Source organism: Kitasatospora sp. NPDC056076, assembly GCF_042266305.1.
Classification (GTDB): Bacteria; Actinomycetota; Actinomycetes; order Streptomycetales; family Streptomycetaceae; genus Kitasatospora.
The window spans coordinates 16982-36609 of sequence record NZ_JBHJWG010000045.1 but is presented as its reverse complement, the minus strand read 5'-3'; the positions used below and the strand labels follow the sequence as shown (position 1 = coordinate 36609).

19 protein-coding genes are annotated in these 19628 nt (G+C 75.6%); 5 read left to right on the top strand and 14 right to left on the bottom strand.

All coding sequences use genetic code 11. The annotated features are described in order from the left end of the window. Positions 1-27: 27 nt before the first annotated feature. On the bottom strand, positions 28-954 hold the full coding sequence (locus ACFC1T_RS30025; RefSeq protein ID WP_375893501.1) for a DUF4436 family protein: 927 nt from the start codon (positions 952-954) through the stop codon (positions 28-30). Between the two features lie 286 nt (positions 955-1240). On the opposite strand from ACFC1T_RS30025, the gene ACFC1T_RS30020 reads away from it, so the two are divergent. Next, positions 1241-2983 (top strand): protein kinase, encoded by a 1743-nt coding sequence (locus ACFC1T_RS30020; RefSeq protein WP_375893500.1) that lies wholly within the window; start codon positions 1241-1243, stop codon positions 2981-2983. A gap of 85 nt (positions 2984-3068) precedes the next feature. Here ACFC1T_RS30020 and tatA read toward each other — a convergent pair whose 3' ends face one another. Then, positions 3069-3350: a Sec-independent protein translocase subunit TatA gene (gene tatA, locus ACFC1T_RS30015; protein ID WP_375893498.1), complete on the bottom strand. Its 282-nt coding sequence runs from the start codon at positions 3348-3350 to the stop codon at positions 3069-3071. Between the two features lie 243 nt (positions 3351-3593). Between tatA and ACFC1T_RS30010 the strand changes: the two genes are divergently transcribed. From ACFC1T_RS30010 to ACFC1T_RS30000, 3 genes are all read left to right on the top strand, one after another. After that, on the top strand, positions 3594-4796 hold the full coding sequence (locus ACFC1T_RS30010; protein ID WP_375893496.1) for an agmatine/peptidylarginine deiminase: 1203 nt from the start codon (positions 3594-3596) through the stop codon (positions 4794-4796). Positions 4797-4891: 95 nt separating this feature from the next. Beyond that, complete coding sequence (gene ureA / locus ACFC1T_RS30005; RefSeq protein WP_375893494.1) at positions 4892-5641, top strand: urease subunit gamma; 750 nt, start codon at positions 4892-4894, stop codon at positions 5639-5641. Further along, positions 5638-7362 carry an urease subunit alpha gene (locus tag ACFC1T_RS30000; protein ID WP_375893492.1) on the top strand — a complete coding sequence of 575 codons (1725 nt, stop codon included), beginning with the start codon at positions 5638-5640 and terminating at the stop codon, positions 7360-7362. Before ureA ends, ACFC1T_RS30000 begins: the two co-directional genes overlap by 4 nt. A gap of 25 nt (positions 7363-7387) precedes the next feature. Here the strand turns inward: ACFC1T_RS30000 and ACFC1T_RS29995 are convergent, their stop codons facing one another. The 9 genes from ACFC1T_RS29995 to ACFC1T_RS29955 form a co-directional block, all read right to left on the bottom strand. Next, entirely contained in the window at positions 7388-8761 is a 1374-nt protein-coding gene (locus tag ACFC1T_RS29995; protein ID WP_375893491.1) for a zinc-ribbon domain-containing protein, read from the bottom strand. Between the two features lie 3 nt (positions 8762-8764). Continuing rightward, a complete protein-coding gene (locus ACFC1T_RS29990; protein ID WP_375893489.1) occupies positions 8765-9337 on the bottom strand; it encodes a phage tail protein I in 573 nt (190 codons plus the stop codon). After that, positions 9334-11295, bottom strand: coding sequence for a putative baseplate assembly protein (locus ACFC1T_RS29985; protein WP_375893488.1), 1962 nt, complete (start codon positions 11293-11295; stop codon positions 9334-9336). Before ACFC1T_RS29985 ends, ACFC1T_RS29990 begins: the two co-directional genes overlap by 4 nt. After that, positions 11295-11747, bottom strand: a complete 453-nt coding sequence (locus ACFC1T_RS29980; RefSeq protein WP_375893486.1) for a GPW/gp25 family protein — start codon at positions 11745-11747, stop codon at positions 11295-11297. Before ACFC1T_RS29980 ends, ACFC1T_RS29985 begins: the two co-directional genes overlap by 1 nt. Then, positions 11744-12055: a PAAR domain-containing protein gene (locus ACFC1T_RS29975; RefSeq protein WP_375893484.1), complete on the bottom strand. Its 312-nt coding sequence runs from the start codon at positions 12053-12055 to the stop codon at positions 11744-11746. Before ACFC1T_RS29975 ends, ACFC1T_RS29980 begins: the two co-directional genes overlap by 4 nt. Positions 12056-12156: 101 nt before the next feature. Then, entirely contained in the window at positions 12157-13935 is a 1779-nt protein-coding gene (locus tag ACFC1T_RS29970; protein ID WP_375893482.1) for a VgrG-related protein, read from the bottom strand. Beyond that, positions 13932-14654, bottom strand: coding sequence for a LysM peptidoglycan-binding domain-containing protein (locus ACFC1T_RS29965; RefSeq protein ID WP_360244219.1), 723 nt, complete (start codon positions 14652-14654; stop codon positions 13932-13934). Before ACFC1T_RS29965 ends, ACFC1T_RS29970 begins: the two co-directional genes overlap by 4 nt. 50 nt (positions 14655-14704) lie before the next feature. Next, a complete protein-coding gene (locus tag ACFC1T_RS29960; protein WP_375893480.1) occupies positions 14705-15130 on the bottom strand; it encodes a phage tail protein in 426 nt (141 codons plus the stop codon). 81 nt (positions 15131-15211) lie between these two features. After that, the gene (locus ACFC1T_RS29955) at positions 15212-15643 is read right to left on the bottom strand and encodes a hypothetical protein (RefSeq protein ID WP_375893479.1); all 432 of its coding nucleotides are present in this window, start codon (positions 15641-15643) and stop codon (positions 15212-15214) included. A 1702-nt stretch (positions 15644-17345) separates the two neighbouring features. On the opposite strand from ACFC1T_RS29955, the gene ACFC1T_RS29950 reads away from it, so the two are divergent. Further along, positions 17346-17759 (top strand): hypothetical protein, encoded by a 414-nt coding sequence (locus ACFC1T_RS29950; protein WP_375893477.1) that lies wholly within the window; start codon positions 17346-17348, stop codon positions 17757-17759. Positions 17760-18510: 751 nt separating this feature from the next. On the opposite strand, the gene ACFC1T_RS29945 is transcribed toward ACFC1T_RS29950, so the two are convergent. From ACFC1T_RS29945 to ACFC1T_RS29935, 3 genes are read right to left on the bottom strand one after another with little or no spacing between them, the layout of a single operon-like run. Next, a complete protein-coding gene (locus tag ACFC1T_RS29945; RefSeq protein WP_360244231.1) occupies positions 18511-18669 on the bottom strand; it encodes a DUF6760 family protein in 159 nt (52 codons plus the stop codon). After that, positions 18666-19154, bottom strand: a complete 489-nt coding sequence (locus ACFC1T_RS29940) for a hypothetical protein (RefSeq protein WP_375893475.1) — start codon at positions 19152-19154, stop codon at positions 18666-18668. Before ACFC1T_RS29940 ends, ACFC1T_RS29945 begins: the two co-directional genes overlap by 4 nt. Beyond that, a complete protein-coding gene (locus ACFC1T_RS29935) occupies positions 19151-19591 on the bottom strand; it encodes a phage tail protein (RefSeq protein ID WP_350509413.1) in 441 nt (146 codons plus the stop codon). The genes ACFC1T_RS29940 and ACFC1T_RS29935 overlap by 4 nt, the downstream gene beginning before the upstream one ends. Between the last annotated feature and the right edge of the window lie 37 nt (positions 19592-19628).

Sequence of the window (19628 nt, the reverse complement as noted above, 5' to 3'; positions counted from 1 at the left end):
CCGTGGGGGCCGGGCGGGTGGGTGCGGTCAGGCGCCCTCGGCCTCGGCCTCCTTCTCCCGGCGCAGCCGGTGCTCGGTGCGGATGCCGCACCAGGCGGTGCAGGCCAGGCTCGCGGCGATGATCCCCTCCGCCCAGAAGAACGCCACGTAGTCCATCAGCGATCCGATCGGCGGCGCTCCGGGGGCCGCGTTGCGCATGCCGATCAGGGCGAACAGGCTGGCCGCCATCCAGCCCAGGGAGGGCCAGACCAGGCCCTCGCGCTTGCGGTAGAGCACCTCGGCGGCGCCGAGGACGGCCAGGGCGATGGCCCACATCGCCGCGATCATGAACCAGGAGAGGATGAAGGTGCTGCGGGAGCGGGTGATCCTGGTGTCCAGGGCCACCGCGCCGTTGCTCGCGGTGGTGGCCTGCGGGCGCAGCACGAAGAACGGGTCGGTGTCGGTGAGGACCACGCCGACCGGCACGGCCGAGCCTCCGCTGGTGGCGGCGAAGCCCACCTCCATGCGGTAGCGGTCGAAGGGGTAGTCGGTCTTGGTGCCGTCGTAGATCCCCACCTGGACGAGCTGGGAGGGCGCGGTCTCCCCCTCGGCGGCCTTGACGGTCACCTTGGGGGTGCCGGTGACGCTGATCTCGACCGGGCGGGCGAAGGTCTGGGAGCCCGGGCCGGCGGCGAAGCGGCCGTGCGGGACGGGCGTGACGTAGAGCGTCAGCTGCTGGGCCGTCGGGTCGACGTCCTGCGCGGTGACGTCGAGTTCGATCCAGTCGGCGGCCGAGGGGACGGCCAGCTCACGGGTCTGCTCGCGGGTGTTGCGTTCGTTCAGGTAGAGGCCGATGCCGCTGCCGCAGAGGGCGACGACCATCGCCAGGAGGACGGCGAAGCGCCAGCTGCGGCGGCGGGGGGCTCGGGGCGGCGTGGCGGGGGGTGCGCCGGTCTCGTCGATGGTGGCCTGCACGGTGGTCCTTCCTGGAGCGCGCGTCGGAGGCGGGGCAGGATCGCTGCCGTCCGGGCTGCCGCGCACCGGTGTCTCGTCCGGGGCTTTCCGCTGGGTTGCCCCGCATCCTCCATTGAACTGAAAATTCAGTCAAATGCCCGAATCGCTCCCGTTGCCCCGACCGCTCTACCAGCCCTTCACCGGCCCCACGCCGGGCCCGCTGCGCCATCCCCTGAGGGAACCTCTAAACTTCGCGGCGATGCCATCCGTGCCCCACCCCTCCTTGTCCGCCGAGAGAGGCCGCCCCATGTCCGCTGACCGATCCCCCTTCGCCCTCCAGCCGGTCTTCCAGGCGCTGACCGCGGACGACCCGCGCGAGGTCGGCGGCCACCGGCTGTACGCGCGGCTCGGCGCCGGCGGCATGGGCCGGGTCTACCTCGCGTACACCCCGGGCGGCCGCCCGGTGGCGCTCAAGGTGGTGCGCCCCGAGCTGGCCGAGGACCCGGACTTCCGGGCCCGGTTCGCCCAGGAGGTGGCCAGCGCCCGGCTCATCCACGGCCTGTTCACCGCCCAACTGGTCGACGCCGGGCCGGACGCCGCCACCCCGTGGCTGGCCACCACCTACGTGCCCGGCCCCTCGCTCCAGCAGGTGGTGCAGCGGTTCGGCCCGCTCCCCGAGCGCACCGTCCTGCTGCTGATGGCCGGGATCGCCGAGGCGCTCCAGGCCATCCACGCCAGCGGGGTGGTCCACCGCGACCTCAAGCCGGGCAACGTGCTGATCGCCGCCGACGGCCCCCGGGTGATCGACTTCGGCATCGCCCGGGCGGCCGACGCCGTCGCCCTGACCGGCACCGGACTGCAGATCGGCTCCCCCGCCTACATGGCCCCCGAGCAGGCCATGGGGCAGTCCGCGACCGCGGCCACCGACGTCTGGGCGCTCGGCGCCCTCGCCGTCCACGTCGCGGCCGGCGCCCCGCCGTTCGGCGACGGCCCGCACCCGGCCACGCTCTACCGGACCGTCCACGAGGAACCCGACCTCGCCCGGGTGCCGGAAGGCCTGCGCGAGCTGCTCCGGCGCTGCCTGGCCAAGCGGCCCGAGGACCGGCCGACCACCGCCGAGGTGATCGCCGCCGCGGCCGGCCACCCCGCGGTGGGCGGGCAGCTGCGGTTCGGCGAGGACTGGCTGCCGCAGCCGCTGACCAGCCAGATCACCCGGCACACCGAGCTGCCGCAGACGCCCGCCGAGGCCGCCGGGACCGGCGGGACCGGCCTGAACGCGGCCCCGACGATGCTGGCGCCTGCGGCGATGCCGACTCCGATGCCGACTCCGACGCCGACCGTGCTCGCCACCGCCGCGGCGGCGCCGGGCGGCCCCGAACTGCCGGGCGTGAGCGCCACCCCGTCCGGGCCCGCGTCGACCGGGCGGCCGAGGCGGTTGCGCGGGCGCACCGCGCTGGTCGCCGTGGTCGCCCTGGCCGTCGGCGCCGCGGCGACGGTGTTCGTGCTCGACGACTCGGACCCGGTGGAGGCGGCGACGGCCGACACCCCGGTGGCCGGCTCCCCCGCGCCCGGCACGCCCGGCGCGTCGACGGCGCCCACCGGCCCGTCGGGCCCCGCCCGCACGCCCTCCGCCACCACCGCGCCGAGCCGCTCGACGCCGCCCGCCCCCGCCGCCGACTTCACTGCCGACTACCGGGCGGTGGAGCTCACCTCGGCGGATCCGAACTACGAGTTCGACCTGGCCGCGGGCACGGTGGTGCCGGTCGAGACCGTGAACTGGTACGTGGGGCGCACCGACAGCGAGTTCCTGATCCCGGAGACCGCCGACTCCTACATCGGCCGGGACTCCGGCCTCGGCCCGGCCGAGTGCCTCCAGGGGCTCGGCAGCCGTCCGACCGCCCGGGTGCCGTTCAGCGCCGTCGGGCCGCGCGGCGCCTTCTGCGTCCGGTCCGCGGACGGCAAGGAGCTGGCGATCGTCCGGGTGCTGTCGACGGCGGGCGCGGACGGGGCGGTCAAGGTCTCGCTGGACCACTACCGCCGCAACGGCTGACACCCCCGGGAACGGCCGAGAGCCCGTCGCCGCCCGCGGCACGGGTGGGAGCGACGGGCTCTCGGCGCTGATCGGCGGCCCGGGGTCAGACCGGGCGCCGGGCCGGGTCGGCGGCAGCGGGGGTGGCAGGCCCAGGTGTGGCAGGCGCCGGGGCGGGAGCCACCGGCGCGGCGGGCCCGGCCGCCGGAGCCCCCGACGCGGCGGCGGGCTGGTCCTCCTCCCGCATGGCCGCCGTCTCCGCCTTGAGGATGCGCATCGACTTCCCCAGTCCGCGCGCCATGTCGGGCAGCTTCTTGGAACCGAAGAGCAGCACCACGACCACCAGCACCACCAGCAGGTGCCAGGGCTCCAGTCCATTGCGCAGCATCGTCGCCTCACCCGGCCTTTCGTCGTCGGGACCGGGGCCGCGTGCGGCGGCCCGGGTCGTCTCGGGATGGTTTGGGTGCTTTCACCGTAGAGCTTGACTGATTTTTCAGTCAATGCGAGAGTGCAGTTCAGGCGATGCCCGGGCCGCCGTGCCCGCCGCCGATCGGCGCAGCGCGCAGCACTCCCCGGAGGCCCCGCCCGCCGCGCCGGACCGGATCCACCCTCGGCCCCACCGGAGTCCACCGTGTCCCAGTCCTCCCTCGCGCGCCGCACGGTGCTGCGTTCCCTCGCCGGCGCCGGCCTGATCGCGGCCGGCGCGACCGCCTGTGCCTCCGGCGGCGACGACGCGGCCGAGCCCGCGGCCCCGTCCTCCGCCCCCGCCGGGCAGCCGTCCGCGAGCGCCACCGCCGCACCGTCCGCGACGGCGGCCCCCTCCCCCGCCGGCGGACGCCGGCTCGGCGGCGAGTGGGAGAAGCACGAGCGGACCTTCATGGCCTGGCCCGCCTCCGAGAACGTCTGGGGCGAGCAGCTCGGCGGCGTCCGCAAGGACATCGCCTCGGTGGCCCGCGCCATCGGCAGCCGCGAGCCGGTGGTCATGCTGGTGCGCCCCGGCCAGGAGGACTCCGCCCGCAACGCCTGCGGCAAGGACGTCGAGCTGCTGTCCGTCCCGGTGGACGACCTGTGGGCCCGCGACACCGTGCCGGTGTTCGTCGAGGAGGGCGGCAAGGTCAAGGGCGTCGACTTCAACTTCAGCGGCTGGGGCGGCAAGCAGCAGCACGACAACGACGCCCGGATCGCCCGCGCCGTCCTGGACAAGTACGGGATCGAGCGGGTCGCGACCCAACTGGTCGCCGAGGGCGGCTCCTTCGAGACCGACGGCCAGGGCACCCTGATGGTCACCGAGAGCTCGATCGTCAACGCCAACCGCAACCCGGGCCGCGACCGCGACCAGATCGAGGCCGAGCTCAAGCAGGCCCTCGGCATCACCAAGGTGATCTGGCTGGCCGGCGTCAAGGGCAAGGACATCACCGACGCCCACGTCGACTGCCTGGCCCGCTTCGCCGCCCCCGGCGTGGTCTTCCTCGACCGGGCCTTCCCCGGCATGCCCGCGGACGTCTGGTCCCGCTCGGCCGACCAGGCCCGGGCCGTGCTGGCGGACGCCACCGACGCCACCGGCAAGAAGCTCAAGGTGATCGAGATCAGCCAGCCCGACCCGGACAAGATCACCGGTCGGGGCGACGCCTTCGTCTCCTCGTACATGAACTTCTACATCGGCAACAAGGGCGTCTACCTGCCGCTGTTCGGCGACGCCAAGGCCGACGGGCACGCCCAGGAAGTCTTCAAGGACCAGTTCCCGGACCGCGAGATCGTCCCCGTGCAGATCGACACCATCGCCTCCGGCGGCGGCGGCATCCACTGCTCGACCCACGACCAGCCCGCCGGCTGACCCCCCACCACCGGTACCGACGGCCGGCCGGCCACACGGCCGGCCGCCCCGCCGCCCGGCACCGCCGCCCCGCACCGAGGGAGAAGGGACCCCTTGTGCAGCTGACCCCCACCGAACGCGACCGGCTGCTGATCTTCACCGCCGCCGAACTCGCCCGTGCCCGCCGCGCCCGCGGCCTGCGGCTGAACGTCCCCGAGGCCACCGCGCTGATCTCGGACACCGTCTGCGAGGCCGCCCGCGACGGCCTGCGGCTGGCGGAGGCCGTCGCCCGCGGGCGCTCGGTGCTCTCCCCGGAGGACGTCCTGCCCGGCGTCCCCGACCTGGTCACCGAGATCCAGGTCGAGGCGGTGTTCCAGGACGGCACCCGGCTCGCCGTGATCGCCGACCCGTTCGGCGGGGGCGGCCTGGGCGAGGCCGCCCCCGGCGCGGTGCTCCCCGGCCGCGGCGCCGAGCCGGTGCCCGCGCCGGTCCGCACACTGACCGTCCGCAACACCGCGGACGTCCCGGTCTCGGTCACCTCGCACTTCCACTTCTTCGAGGCCAACCCGCGGCTGGCCTTCGACCGCGCCGCCGCGTACGGCATGCACCTGGCCGTCCCGGCCGGCTCCTCGGTGCGCTTCGACCCGGGCTCGGACGTCGAGGTCGGGCTGGTGCCGATCGGCGGCGAGCGGGTCGCGATCGGCTTCGCCGGACTGGTGGACGGTCCGCTGGACTCGCCCCGGGTCCGGCGGGAGGCGCTGCGCCGGGCGGCCGAGCAGGGCTACCTCGGCGCCAACGGCCCGAGCAGTGCGGACGGCCCGAGCAGTGCGAGCAGTGACGACGAGGCGGAGGAGAGCCAGCGGTGAGCAGCAGCAGCGGCAGCGCGTCGATCGAGGCGGCCGAGTACGCCGCCGTGCACGGCCCGCGGGCCGGCGACCGGGTCCGGCTCGGCGACAGCGGGCTGGTCGTCCGGGTCGAGTCCGACTCCCAGCGGCCGGGCGACGAGTTCCTCACCGGTTTCGGCAAGACCGCCCGCGACGGCCTCCACCTCAAGGCCGCCGCCGTCCGCGACACCTGCGACCTGGTCATCAGCAACGTGCTGGTGATCGACGCGATCCAGGGCATCCGGAAGACCTCGATCGGCATCCGGGAGGGGCGGATCGCCTCGATCGGGCGGGCCGGTAACCCGGACACCCTGGACGGCGTCGACGTGGTCGTCGGCACCGGGACGGCGATCGTCTCCGGCGAGGGCCTGATCCTGACCGCCGGGGCCATCGACACCCACGTCCACCTGATGTCCCCGCGGATCATGGAGGCCTCGCTGGCCTCCGGCGTCACCACCATCATCGGCCAGGAGTTCGGCCCGGCCTGGGGCGTCGGCGTCAACTCGCCCTGGGCGCTGCGCCACGCCTTCAACGCCTTCGACGCCTGGCCCGTCAACATCGGCTTCCTGGGCCGCGGTTCGTCCTCCCACCCGGCGCCGCTGGTGGAGGCGCTGGCCGAGGGCGGCGCCTGCGGCTTCAAGGTGCACGAGGACATGGGCGCGCACACCCGCGCGCTGGACACCGCGCTGTCCGTGGCGGAGGTCCACGACGTCCAAGTGGCGCTGCACACCGACGGGTTGAACGAGTGCCTGTCGGTCGAGGACACCCTGCGGGTGCTGGAGGGCCGGACCATCCACGCCTTCCACATCGAGGGCTGCGGCGGCGGACACGTCCCCAACGTGCTCAAGATGGCCGGCGTGCCGAACGTCATCGGCTCCTCCACCAACCCCACCCTCCCGTACGGGCGGGACGCGATCGCCGAGCACTACGGCATGATCGTCTCCGTCCACGGCCTCAAGACCGACCTGCCCGGCGACGCCGCCATGGCCCGCGACCGCATCCGCGGCGGGACGATGGGCGCCGAGGACGTGCTGCACGACCTCGGGGCGATCGGCATCACCTCCTCCGACGCCCAGGGCATGGGCCGCGCCGGGGAGACGGTGCGCCGCACCTTCGCGATGGCCGGCAAGATGAAGGCCGAACGCGGACCGATGGAGGGCGACGGCCCGTCCGACGACAACGAGCGGGTGCTGCGCTACATCGCCAAGCTCACCGTCAACCCGGCCATCGCGCACGGGCTCTCGCACGAGGTCGGCTCGGTCGAGGTCGGCAAGCTCGCCGACCTGGTGCTGTGGAACCCGGCCTCCTTCGGTGCCAAGCCGTACCTGGTGCTCAAGGCCGGCTTCCCCGCGTACGGCGTCACCGGCGACCCCAACGCCGCCACCGAGAGCTGCCAACCCCTCGTCCTGGGGCCGCTGTTCGGCGCCCACGGCGCCACCCCGGCGGACCTCTCGGTGGCCTTCACCAGCCGCGCCGCCGCCGAGGCGGGCACCGGCGACCGGCCGTACGACCGGATGACCACCCGGCGCCGGCGGGTCGCCGTCCGGCACACCCGCGGCATCGGGCCGGCCGACCTGGTCCGCAACAGCCGGCTCGGGCAGATCATGGTCGACGGGCAGCGGGGCCTGGTCACCCTCGACGGGACCCCGCTGCACTCCGACCCCGCCGAGGAGGTCTCGCTGAACCGCCTCTACTTCCTCTGACCCCGCCGCGGCGGCGGACACCCCTTCACGTCCGCTTGAAGAACTCCACCTCGGCCAGCGCGACGGTGCGGCCCGGGCCGGTGCCCGCCGCCTCGCGGACGGTCAGCTTCACCTGGACGACGTCGCTGATGCCGGTCGCCACCGTCTGCGGGCCCGGCTGGTCGTTGAGCGTGACCTGCTTGCGGTGCACCTCGCCGTCCGAGGCGGTCACCTCCAGGGCGAGCACCAGCGGGCGGGCCTGCTGCCGGAACTGCTCCGGGTCCGCGGAGGCGCCGGTGTGGACGATCAGGTCCACCAGCCGGAACGGGGTGCGGAAGGTGAAGTCGACGGAGTCGCCGATCGCGGGCGCGCCCCAGTAGGTGTTGGAGAGGCCGTCGTCGGCCGCGCTCGCGGGGTGCCCCTCGACCGCGGCCGACGCCGTGGTCAGCGAGGGCGAGACCGGCGCGGTGCTGCCCAGCTTGTCCAGCACGTCCTGGTAGGCGTTCTTGCCGAGCGGGTACAGCAGGACCCCCGCGACCACCAGTGCGAGCAGCACGATCAGCGCGATCGTGCGGCGCAGCGCGTTGCCCGAACCGCCGATCCGCACCCGGCGCCGGAACGGCCACCGGGTGCGCCACCAGGGCAGCTCCGGGGCGGCCGCGGTGACGGTCAGCGGGGCCGCGCAGCGCCGGCAGAACCGGCGCTCGGGCAGGTTGGGGGTGCCGCAGCGCGGGCAGGGCGGGCCGTCCTGGGCCTCCTCGACGGCGGAGGCCCGGACGACGGGACGCGGCGCGACGGGCTTGGCGGGCTGCACGGCGACGGGGTCGGTCGGCTCGGTCTGCGGTGCGGCGGGCGGTCGCGGCCTCGGGTCCGGCTCAGGGGCCGGGGCCGGGGCGGGCTCGGATGGCGGGGCGGGAGCCGGTACGGGCCGCGCCCGGGTGGAGGTCGAGCGCGAGGTCTCGACGGACGGCGGGGACGGCGGCTCCTCGACGGGCCGCTTCTCGACGGGCGGCTTCTCGACGGGCCGTTCCTCGACGGCCGCGGCGGGTTCCGGGGCCGCGACCTCCGGGACCGCGACAGGTTCCGGGGCGACGGGCGGTTGGGTGCGCCGACTCCGGCTGGTGACCCGCCGGGAGACGTTCCGCCAGGTCCGCGAGGTGTCGGGGGCGGCCGGCTCGGGCGCAGCAGGCCCGGGCTCGGGCTCGGGCGCAGACTCCGCTTCGGGCTGGGGCCTGGGCTCGGGCGCAGCAGGCCCGGGCTCGCGCTCCGCCGGCACGGGCACGGGCGCGGGCCCGGCCACCGGGGCGGGCGCGGCCCCCGCGGCGGGCGCGCGCCGCGACCACCCCAGGTAGGCGCCGCAGTTGCCGCAGAAGTCGTCGCCCTCCGCGTTGGCCGTGCCGCATTCGGGACACACCGGCATCCGTCAGCCCTCCGCTCGCCCGGGTGGACCGGGCAGGATCTCGACCCGGCAGGTCAGGTGGACCGGGCAGCCGGCCCGGACGACGGCCAGCACCTGGTCCTCGTCCAGCCCCGCGCCGCCCAGCGGCCAGACCCGGACCAGCACCCCGCCGCCGCCCGGGGCGGGCGGCAGGGCGCGGTCGGGGTCGGCGTCGGTGGACCAGGCCGCGCCGCCGCCGTCCGTGATCTCGGCCCCGGCGCCCAGCACCAGCCGTAGCCGCTCGGTGAGCCCGCGCCGGGTGCCGCGCCAGCGGTGCAGTTCCACGGCGCGCCCGATCACCGCCCGGCGCACCTCCTCCGGCCAGGCCGGGTCGACCTCGACCGCGACCCAGGAGGCCAGCCAGTCGAGGAAGTCGGTGGGCGCGAGCTCGGGCCGGAAATAGGCGGGCAGGTTGTCCAGGGTGGCAAAGACCGGGGCGAGGACGGTGTCCAGGCCGGCCGTGAAGCGCTGGGCGAAGTCGTCGTCGGCGAAGAGCGCGGGCAGCAGTTCGCCGATCGGGTGCGGGCTGGGCAGCCCGGGGACGGCGGCTCTGGTCATGGGGTGCCGTCCTCGGTGACGGCGGTGACCACGACCTGGTGCTGGTGCGAGAAGACCAGGGCGTCCGGCGGGACGTCGACCCGCTCGGCGGGCGCGCCCCGGCGTCCGGTGATCGGGTCGGCCGGGAAGAGCCGTAGCTCCTCGACGCCCGCGACGGCGGCCACCCGCTGGAGCACCGCGAACACCTCGCCGTACTGCACCGCCCGGCCGAACGGCCAGCCGGTGCCGGCGGCGCCGCCGCGCAGCGGGTTGAGGTGGCGGTAGAGCGCGTCCAGCACCGCCTCGCGGACCCGGTCGGGGTCGGCGGCGCGGGTGGTGAGCCGGGCGACCACGGTGACGCCCTGGTAGGCGGGCGGCTGGACGAGGACCCGGGTGCCGATCAGCCGCCGCTCGTCCAGCGCGGCCGCCACCTCGGCCAGCACCTGTTCGTCCGGGATGAGCTGCTCGAAGCGCAGCCGCTCGCCCTCGTCGGCGACGGCCTCCGGCACCACCAGCACCCGCACGGCCCCGGCCTCCCCGCCGGTGGCGGGCACGCAGCTGACCCGGGCGGCGGAGGGCGCGGCCTGCCGGGCGATCAGCTCGAAGTCCCCGGCGGTGACGGCGCGTTCCTGCAGCCGCAGCTGGTGCGGGGCGCGCGCCTTGGCGTTCTCGACCGTCTCGCCGTCGACCCCGCCCCGGGCGGCCTCCCGGTTGTCCACCCGGGCGACGTACGGGACGGAGCTGCGCAGCACCGTGACGGTGTTGCGGGCGACGTTGCCCGCGATCCCGCCGCCGGTGCGGTACTGCGGGACGCGCAGCCGGGCGCCCTTGGGCGGCACCGCGCCGAAGGCGCGCAGGCTGCCGTCGGGCTCCCGGACGGCGGGCGGGAACAGGAACTCGCCGTTGGTGGCGTCCAGCACCACGTGCCGGTCGGTCGGCGCGGAGTCGCCGAAGTGCTCGACGACGCTCCAGCGCTGCCAGCCGTCGCCGGCCGAGACCTCGACCGCCGGTGCTCCGCCGTCCAGCAGCACCGGCGGCCGGGCGAGCCGGAAGCGCTGGCCCGCGACGCCCTCCGAGGTGCCCAGCGGCGCGTCGGTGACGGTCCGGGCGTGCACGGCGGTGGCGGTGCCGCCGATGGTGAACACCTCGGCCCGGCGCACGGTCGGGGACTCGGAGTAGAACGGCTGGCCGGGCCGGGGCTCGGTCACCCGGCAGCGCAGCCAGCCGGCCCGCCGCCCGGCCACCACCGAGGCGGTGTGCCCGGCGGGTACGAACACCAGCACCTCGCCGGGCCGGTTGAGGCCGCCGGTGGTGTCGCTGCCGGTCTCGCAGGCGATCCAGCGGGCGCCGTCCCACACCTCCCAGACCAACGGGGGCTGGCGCGGGTCGACGCCGACGCCCTCCACCCGGCTGTCCAGTCGCACCGCCAGGATGCAGCGCGGGACCACGGCGGGCAGGGCGAACAGCATGGCGTCCCCGGCCGCCGGTCGGGTCTGGAAGCACCGCACGTCCGCGCCGTCCGCCAGCCGGCCGGTGACGTCGGCCTGCTCGCCGGTGGCGGAGACGGTGACCAGCCGCTCCAGCGCGCTGGGGACGACCGGGAGGTCCTCGGCGGTGGCGAAGACCACCGCCTCGTCGGTCTCGGTGCGCAGTGTGGACACCTCGGTGCCGGCGCGCAGCAGGACCGTCTCGGGCTGCGGGGCGGAGAGCCAGAAGTCGACCTCGGCGCGGGCCGCGGCGGGCGGGAAGAGCCGGATGCCCAGCAGGTCCAGGAAGGCGGTGTAGTTCTTCTCGGGCACCCGGTTCAGCCGGTAGAGCAGCTGGTCGACCAGGTAGGCGAAGGTCTCGATCAGGGTGACGCCCGGGTCGGAGACGTTGTGGTCGGTCCACTCCGGGGCGCGCTGCTGCACGTACCGCTTGGCCTCGTCGACGAGTTGCTGGAACCGGCGGTCGTCCAGGTTCGGGGAGGGCAGTGCCATCAGCGGGCACCTCCGTTCGCGGCGGCGGCCCGTTCCGGGTCCGGGGTGTCCGCTTCCGGGGACTCCGGGATCGTGTAGAAGGGGAAGACCAGGTTGCGGCGGTCGTTGGTGGCCCGCACGGTGTAGTGGACGTCGATGTAGAGCGTGCCCTCGTCGACCCGGTCGAAGGCGATCACCACGTCGTCGACGGTGATCCGCGGCTCCCAGCGTTCCAGCGCGATCCGCACCTCGCGGGCGATCCGCCCGGCGGTGGTGCTGTCGCCCGGGGCGAAGACGTACTCGTGGATGCCGCAGCCGAACTCGGGGCGCATCGGCCGCTCGCCGGGGGCGGTGCCGAGGATCAGCCGGATCGCCTCGGCGAGCTCCCGGTCCCGCTCCACCATGCCGATCCCGCCGGTGGCGTTCACCCGCAGCGGGAAGGCCCAGCCGCGGCCGATGAAGTCGTTGCTCATATGTCCCCGCCGATCAGCACGTTGAACGCCCCGGCGACGATCTGGGCGCCGCAGGTCGTCTTGTCCCGCATCCGGGCCGCGGGCAGGCCGCCGATCAGCACCACTCCCCTGGTCACCCCGCCGGGGTCGGGCTCGACCAGGTTGGCGGGGCCCATCTCCACGTGCGGGACGCAGGCGTGCACGGTGCCCGCCACCGCGGCGGGGCGGCCGCCGATCAGCACCGTCGCCACCTTGAGGGCACCCGGCGGCGGGGTGGTGAGGACGCCGCCGTGGTCGGTCGGGTCCCCGGTCCGGGCTGCGGGGGGCATGTGCGGTCTCCATTTCCGAGGGCGCCCTGCCGGGCGCTCTTCGTGCTGCGGTTCCTGCTGCGGTTCCTGCTGCGCTTCTTGCTGCGCCTCTTGATGATCCGTCAGTTGATGCGCACGAAGGCCCCCTTGAGGACGGCCTCGGCCCCGCCGTCCACGGTGACCGCCGTCGTGCCGCGCACGTTCACCGAACCGCCGCGCACGTTCACCTCGCCGGTGCCCGCGTCCAGGGTGATGCCGGAGGAGGTCAGGCGCACCGTGCTGCCCGCCCCGCCGACCCCGCCGTGCACGGTCAGCAGGATCTCCCCGCGCTGCTGGTCCAGCCGGACCTCCAGCTTCCCGTCGCCGCTGGCCAGCCGGACCCCGGAGCTGCCGCCCGGAACGTCCAGCAGTTCCAGCCGGTGGCCCGAACGGGACACCACGGAACGGCGGTTGACCTTTCCGGCGGTCGCGTCGACCAGCGGCACGTCGTGCGGCGAGGGCCGGTCCACGCCGTTGTAGAGCCCGCCCAGCACGTACGGGCTGTCCAGGTCGCCCTGTTCGAAGCCCACCAGCACCTCGTCGTTGACCTCCGGGCTGACCACGCCGCCGCCCCCGTGGCCGCCCCACTGCACGGTGCGCACCCAGTCGGAGACGTAACTGTCGTCCAGCCAGGGGAACTTCAACCGGACCCAGCCGCGCTGGTCGGCGCCCGGCTCCCGGACGTCGGTGACCACGGCGACGGCCAGGCCCGGCATCCGCGGGCCGCGCGGCGGCGCGTTGCCGCCGGTCGCCAGCCCGGCCAGCGAACGGTCCGGCGAGGTGCTGACCACCACCGTGGTGCGGTAGCCGCGGAACGGCTCCAGCAGGTGCCGCACCCCGGTGGCGGTGTAGCGGCCGGAGAAGGCCGCGCCGACGTTCCCCAGGGCGACGGCGGTGCCCGCCCGCAGCCGCGGGTTCCCCTCGGCCACCACCTCCAGTTCGCCGAAGCCCCCGGCCACCGAGGCGGCCAGCGAACGGGCGACGGCGGCGGTCTCCGCCTGGGTGCGGTACGGGGTGTCGGCGACGGTCAGCCGGGCCCGGCCGGGGAAGGCCGAGGCCACCACCGAGGGGCTCAGCCCCGGCAGCACGGTCGTCGAGGCGACCGACGGCTCGGTGGCGACCAGGGCGCTCTTGGTGGTGACGTTCCAGCCGCGCGCCTCGACCGTGTCCGCCCCGGCCGCGCCGGTCAGCACCCCGCGCAGCTCCAGCAGGTTGCGCCCGTACTCCAGCACCAGCGGGTTCTGCGGCGCGGGCGTGCTCGGCGCCGGCGCCGAGGAGGCGGGCTGCGGCCGGACGAACTCCAGCTTGCCGTCGTCGTCCACCCGCACCTGGGCGCCGCTCTCCTGCGCCAGGAACTGCAGGAACTCCCAGTCCGGCACGTTCGCCTGGGACAGCTGCTGGTGCACCACCGGGAAGGAGTCGACCTGCCCGCAGGCCAGGCCGGCGTCGGCGGCCACCTCGCGCACGATGTCGGCGGTGGTCATGTTCCGGAAGGCCTTCACCCGGCGCCCGCGCATCAGCCGGTGGGTCACCGCCGCCGCCCGCACCACCGTGTACGAGCCCGTGGTGTCCACCTCCAGCTCCAGCGCCGTCACCTCCCCGGTGAACAGCCGCGCCCGGGTGTTGCCCTGGACGGTCACCACGGAGACCCGCAGCTCGGTGCCGATGGTGATCCCGGTCGCGGAGAGGAAGGTGTGGTCGGCGTCCCGGAAGCTCAGCACCGCCGTGTCCGGCAGGCCGACACTCTCCTCGATGTCGCAGGACACCAGCTGCGCCGCCCACACCGGCGGCAGCGGCCCCGGCGCCTCGACGACGGGATCCGCGGCGAACGGCCGGCCGCCCCGGGCCTCGGGCGTGGTCATGCCGCACCGCCCCGGGTCAGCTCGTCGATGCCCGGCACGATCAGCTCCGCGCCCGGGACCAGCACCAGCGGGTCGTCGATGCCGTTCGCCTCCGCGATGGTCCGCCAGGCCGTCGCGTCCCCGTACGCCCGCCAGGCCAGCAGCGGCAGGCTGTCGCCCGCGATCACCCGGTGGGTGCTGCGGGCCTCCGGGGAGCCGGAGGTCGGGTTCTGCCCGGCCGGGTCCACGCTCGCCTCGTCGATGGAGAGCGAACAGACCGCGCGCAGCGGGTTGCCGTCCACGTCGAAGAGCGTGTACGTGACGGACAGGCCGGTCAGCACCCCGTTGAACGAGGTCGTCTTCAAGGTGCCCCAGTCCAGCCGGATCCACGGGCTGGCCGGGGTCTTGCGCGCCAGGCTCGTCGGGGTCGGCACGCAGGCCGTCATCAGCTGCTCCACCGCCCGCTCCACCGAGTTGTCGTGGGTCGCGGTCGAGTCCAGGAACACGTCCAGGGAGAGCGAGCGCGGGCCGCTGCCGACGAACTCCGGCAGCGCCGACTGGCCCGCCATCCGGGACGGCGTGCGCCGCCACTCGGTGGACTTGCGCAGCACCAGGGTCGCCGGGTTGAACTGGAGCGGGAGCCGCGCGATCGCACCGCCGGGCTGGGCGCCGACGGTGGCCGGCGGCTCCATGATGGTCAGTTGCGCCCGGGTGACGCTCGCGGGGACCGCCGAGGACATCTGGCTGCTCCTTGGGTCTTGGAGAGGGGAAGGGGGGTGAGGGGTGGCGCTCAGGACGGGCGCAGGCCCGCGTGGGCGATCTCCAGGGACTCCATGGCCGGTTGCGAGCTCGACGGGTCGAAGGACGGCCCGTCCCACCGCACCGGGACGATCCCGAGCACCTGCCAGCCGACGATCCGGCTCAGGTCCGGCCGCAGCGCCACGATCTCGCCGTCCTTCGGCTCGACCTTCCGCACGATCTCGTTCAGCCACCGGGCGATCTTGGCGGTGTCCGCGGTGACCGCGCGGCTCAGCGTGATGTTCGTCCAGGTGATGCGGCCCGGCAGTTGCCAGGCGAACCCGTTGTTGCCGCCCTCCGCGTACTGCTCGATCTCGACCTGCGCGCCGAGCCCCGAACAGGTGGTGAACTCGCCCAGGTCGTTCCCGCCGATCGTCAGGCTGAAGAACACACTGCTCGCGAAGATGTTGTCGGTCATCGGCCCCGCCTCCTGCTGTGCTGCTGCTCACGGTCTACGTCGATCCGGTCCCCGGCGGCCGTCCGGCCCCGGCCCGCGCGCTCAACGGCGCAGGTCGTACGGCTTCCCGGCCCGCTCCCGGCCCCTGCGCAGCTCGGTGCGCAGCAGGCGGCCGACCGGTTCGACCAGGCGCCGGGCCAGTTCGTCCAGGTCACCGGGTGCGGTGTGGTCGGGCTTGTCGGGGTCCTCGGCCGCCGTGGCGCCCTTCCCCGTACTGCCTGTCCCCGCGCCGCCGGGCGGCCGTTGCCCGCCGGGCTGACCGGTGCTGGACGGGGCCGCCTGCACGCTGGTCGGCCGGCGCGCCGGGACGGCGGTCAACGGCACCCCCACCAGCCCCGCCTGCTCGGCCACCCGCTGCAACACCTGTGCCGTACCGGGCATGGAGCGGTGGGCGGCGGGCGGCGGGGACTGGACGAACGAGGCGCCCCCGGATCCGACGGACTGCGCGGCCCGGGGCGCTGCACCGGGTGCCACGGACCGGGACACGACCGGCGACCGCACCGCGAGCGGCTGGGTCTGGGTCTGGGTCTGGGTCGGCGGCAACGGGCCGGGCGCGCCCGGCAGCCGCTGGAGCGAAGGGACCACCGGCAGCGCGGGCGCTGCGGGCGGTGCGGGTCGGACGGGCTGCGCAGGTCGGACGGGCTGTGCGGCGCCCACCGGCGCGGCCGCCCCTGGCGACGACGACCCGGCTGCCGCCGCAGGCCACTGGGCGCGCTGGACGACCGGCGAGGGCGCGCCGGAGGACAGCGGCGAGGCGGCCCGTGGGAGCGCCTGGACACCCGGCGGTGCGAGGCGGACCACGGGCACCGGCGCCGACGCGGCCGACCGGCCGCCGGACCACCCGTCGGACCGGGCTCCGGATCGGGCACCGGACCGGGCACCGGGCTGCGAACGGCCGGACAATGACTCGGCGGCAGCAAGGCGTTGGACAGTCGCAGGACTGTGGCCACCACCTCCCTGCGGCTGCTGCGCCACGGGCACCGCGCCGCGCGGCCGTTCGGACCGGACGGGTGAGGGGCCGTCGGCGGACGCCGCAGTCGGTGCGGCGTCGCCGGGCGCTGAACTCCTCTGCGCGGAAGGGCGATCGACCGCCGCCCGGCCACCCCGGTGTTCGGGTGAACGCCGGGAGCGCAGCCGCTGCACGGCCGTCGCCACCGCGTGCCCGACGCCCCCGCCGGACGGACGCCCGGCGGCCACGACACCCTCTCGCGGCTGTGCCACCGGCTGCCCGGCGTCGGCAGTCCGACCGCCCCCGGGGCCCGTCCCGCGCCGGGGAACGACAGCCCCCCGGCTCTCCCGCGGCGACGCAGCCGACAGCGACCGTGCCGCGGCCGTCGCATCCTGCTCCGGCTGCGGCCCCGAATCCGTGCGGCGCGCAAGGGCGTTGGGCCAGGCCACCGGAACCACCGGCGGGGCGGCGGGTACCGCAGCGGCCCCCGACCGGGCACCGCCGCCGCCCGCGAGGGGCACCGACGCCGCCGCCAGGGCGACCGCCATCGGACGCTCCCCGATCAACCCACGCCTCCGGACGGTGGATTGGACGGCCCGCTGCACACCCAGGCCGCCCCCGGCCGGACGGGCCGGAACCACCGGGCCGCCGCCGACACGTCCGGCCGCACGCGGCTCCGCGACGGGGCCGGATCCAGCAGTCACGGAACCAGTTGACGCTGCGTCAATCGTGCTCAAGGACACCGGCGTTGAGGCTGGTGCACTGACCGCGCGCTGCACGGGCGCACCCCCACCGGCGGCGGGCGCGCTCGGCCCACCGCCTCCCGGCAGGGCGACCGAGCCCCGCCGGACCCGCCGCCGCCCACCGGCCGACGAACCGGCAGCGCCTGCGGCTGCCGCCGTCGGCGGTATCGCGTCGAGGGGCGCGCCCAGGCCCGAGCGCGGCCGCGCCGGGGCCTGGGTCGGAGTCGGGGTCGGAGCCTGGGCCGGGGTCGGGGTCGGCGCTTGCGCCCGAGGCGGGGTCGAAGCCGGGGCTCGGGGCGGGATCGCGGTTGGGCGCGAAGGCACCCGGGACGCTCGTTCGGCGGTCGGTGAGGACGGCGCACGCTGGACGGTTGCCCCGCCGACGGGCCCGGGCCCGGGCCCGGGCCCGCTCCCACGCGCCGCCCGCTCACCGCTCCCGGCCTCCCCGCCACCCGTGACTCCGGGCTCGGCGCGAACCACCGGCATGGCCGGGGCACCCGGTGCGGGCTCGGTCGTCCGGGGACCGGACGCAGCCAGGGGCGCCGCGCTCGCGGGCAGCGCCGTCAAGGGCGCGCCGAGCACCGGACGGGCCGGTGCGTCACCACGCGTCGCCGCGGCCCGCTGCACGGCCACGGGGGCGGCGCCGCCCGGGCCCGACGGCGCCGTCCGGGCCGCCGACCCGGTGCGCTCGGGCTCCCGCTCGGCACCGGCCGACTCCTCCGCCGCAACTACCGGCTGGGACTCTTCAACAGCGGGGCTCGACACGCCGCCGACGACGTCCGGCGTGGCCCCGCTCCGCCGCCCCGGGACGGCCGTCACCGGCCGTACGGGCAGCGCCACGGGGCGCCGCGCCACGGTCAGCGGTGCGCTGACGGCCTGCGGTCGCACCGCACGCTGAACGGCCGGGCCTGCCACGCCGTTCCGACGCGGCACCCCGGCGGGCGTCTCCGGCTCCCGGGCCGTACGGCCCGTCGTACCGGCGGGCGTCTCCACGGCTCCGGCCTCGCCGGGCACGGTTGCCGCACCCGCCACCGGACCGGCACCGCCCGACGGACCCGGCACCGCGGCCCCGGCCCGCCGATCGGCGCCACCCGTCCGCACTGCGCGGGCCCCGGCCCCGGCCGAACGTACGGGCAACTGCCGCAGCCGGACGGACCGTTGGACGGGCCCGGCCCGCCGCCGATCCGCCCGCGCGGACGGCTCGGCCGACCCCGGCGAGTCCTGCGACTCCGCCGGCCCGGCCGCCACCGCACCCGCCGTCGGCCGCAGGACGAGCTCGTCCCCGGCGCCGGCGGTCACGGACGGACGGCCCGGCACCGCGACCGCCCGCAGGATGCCCGCCGGGGCGGAGGGCAGCACGGAGTGGCCGAGCGGTCCGCTCAGCGAAGGGTCCTGCCAGGCGGAGAGCCGGGAGCGGAACGCCAGGCCGTCGCTGACGCCGCGCGGCGACGCCCCGGCCAGGGTGGGGACCAGCGGCGCCACGGCGCGCCAGCCCCCGTCCCCGGCCGCCGGTCGCGGCCGCGCGACCCCGACTGCACCGACTGCACCGGCAGCCGAGCCCGAGGCCGTGTCGGAGCCCGCCCCCGGATCAACCCCGGTGCCGGACCCGCCGCGCCGCCGCCCGATCCAGTCCCGCAGCCCCACCCCCGTCACCCACCCTCACTGATGCGGGAGTTGAGCCGCGCGACCTCGCGCACCCACTGCCCGCGCTCGTGGTGGGTCAGGTCGAGGAGGTCCTCCCGCGACCAGTGGAGGTGGTAGGCGATGTACGCGATCTCCTCGTACAGCCGAGCAGGCGCGTACGTCACGATTCCCCCAGGCGCCCACCGGCGAGGTCGACCTCGAAGGCGCCGTCGCAGTGCGGGCAGGTCACGGCGGCGCGCGTGTGGCCTTCGCTGTTGATCCGCTGGTAGAGGTCCTGGAGGAAGGCCACGTCGGTGGCGTACATCCGCTCGACGATGCCCGTGTGCACCTCGGCGAGGTCGCCCAGCCTGGTGATCACGTGGCTGAGCAGCACCACGCTGAGGTAGGCCGGGTTCTCCTTGACCCGCAGGTCGATCTGCGGCATCAGTTCGTCGCGCGCGGTCGCCAGGCGCATGGCGCCGTGGCGGTGCACGGTGCCGTCGTCGTCGACGTAGCCGAGCGGCAGCTCGAACTCGAACTCGGTGTGCGGGGACTGCCGCCGGGGCGGCCCGGCCGGCCCCGCCTGCCCCGGGGCCGCCTGCTGCGGCGCGGGGTTCTGCGGGGCCGGGGCGCCTTCCAGCAGTTCCTCAAGGCCGATCTTGCGCCTCACTCGACCCGGATCTCCTCGAACACGATGGTCACCGTCTCGGTCGCGGCGCTGGACTCGCCCGCGCTGAGCGTGGGGCCCTCCCAGCGGCTCGCCCAGGCGTTGGTGAGCTGGATGCGGCGCAGGGTGGCCCCGGTGGTGTCCTTGACCTCGATGGTGAGGTTCTGCCGGGCGGTGTTGATCGCCCCGTTGTTGAGGGTCTCCTTGATCCAGTCCGTGAACGCGCCGCTCTTGTCCAGGCCGCGGGTGATGGTCACCTCGCCGGGCAGTCGGGCGCCGGGCTGCTTGCGGACGATCAGCTTGCCCTCTTGGGTCACCTGCTTGTACTCGACGACGTCCTGTTCGACCGTCAGGTTGCTGATCTCCTTGACGGACTCGACGTTGTAGCCGCCGAGTTGGACGCCGAATATGTGTGTGGAGAGCGGATCGCCTTCAGCCATGGCGTGTGGTCACCTTCCGATGTGTGTCGACAGTGGG

Coding starts and splice junctions, on each gene's coding strand:
- ACFC1T_RS30020 (WP_375893500.1), top strand. CDS start 1,241: ATGTCCGCTGACCGATCCCCCTTCGCCCTCCAGCCGGTCTTCCAGGCG.
- tatA (WP_375893498.1), bottom strand. CDS start 3,350: ATGCTGCGCAATGGACTGGAGCCCTGGCACCTGCTGGTGGTGCTGGTG.
- ACFC1T_RS29995 (WP_375893491.1), bottom strand. CDS start 8,761: ATGCCGGTGTGTCCCGAATGCGGCACGGCCAACGCGGAGGGCGACGAC.
- ACFC1T_RS29990 (WP_375893489.1), bottom strand. CDS start 9,337: ATGACCAGAGCCGCCGTCCCCGGGCTGCCCAGCCCGCACCCGATCGGC.
- ACFC1T_RS29985 (WP_375893488.1), bottom strand. CDS start 11,295: ATGGCACTGCCCTCCCCGAACCTGGACGACCGCCGGTTCCAGCAACTC.
- ACFC1T_RS29980 (WP_375893486.1), bottom strand. CDS start 11,747: ATGAGCAACGACTTCATCGGCCGCGGCTGGGCCTTCCCGCTGCGGGTG.
- ACFC1T_RS29975 (WP_375893484.1), bottom strand. CDS start 12,055: ATGCCCCCCGCAGCCCGGACCGGGGACCCGACCGACCACGGCGGCGTC.
- ACFC1T_RS29970 (WP_375893482.1), bottom strand. CDS start 13,935: ATGACCACGCCCGAGGCCCGGGGCGGCCGGCCGTTCGCCGCGGATCCC.
- ACFC1T_RS29965 (WP_360244219.1), bottom strand. CDS start 14,654: ATGTCCTCGGCGGTCCCCGCGAGCGTCACCCGGGCGCAACTGACCATC.
- ACFC1T_RS29960 (WP_375893480.1), bottom strand. CDS start 15,130: ATGACCGACAACATCTTCGCGAGCAGTGTGTTCTTCAGCCTGACGATC.
- ACFC1T_RS29950 (WP_375893477.1), top strand. CDS start 17,346: ATGGCCGGGGCACCCGGTGCGGGCTCGGTCGTCCGGGGACCGGACGCA.
- ACFC1T_RS29935 (WP_350509413.1), bottom strand. CDS start 19,591: ATGGCTGAAGGCGATCCGCTCTCCACACACATATTCGGCGTCCAACTC.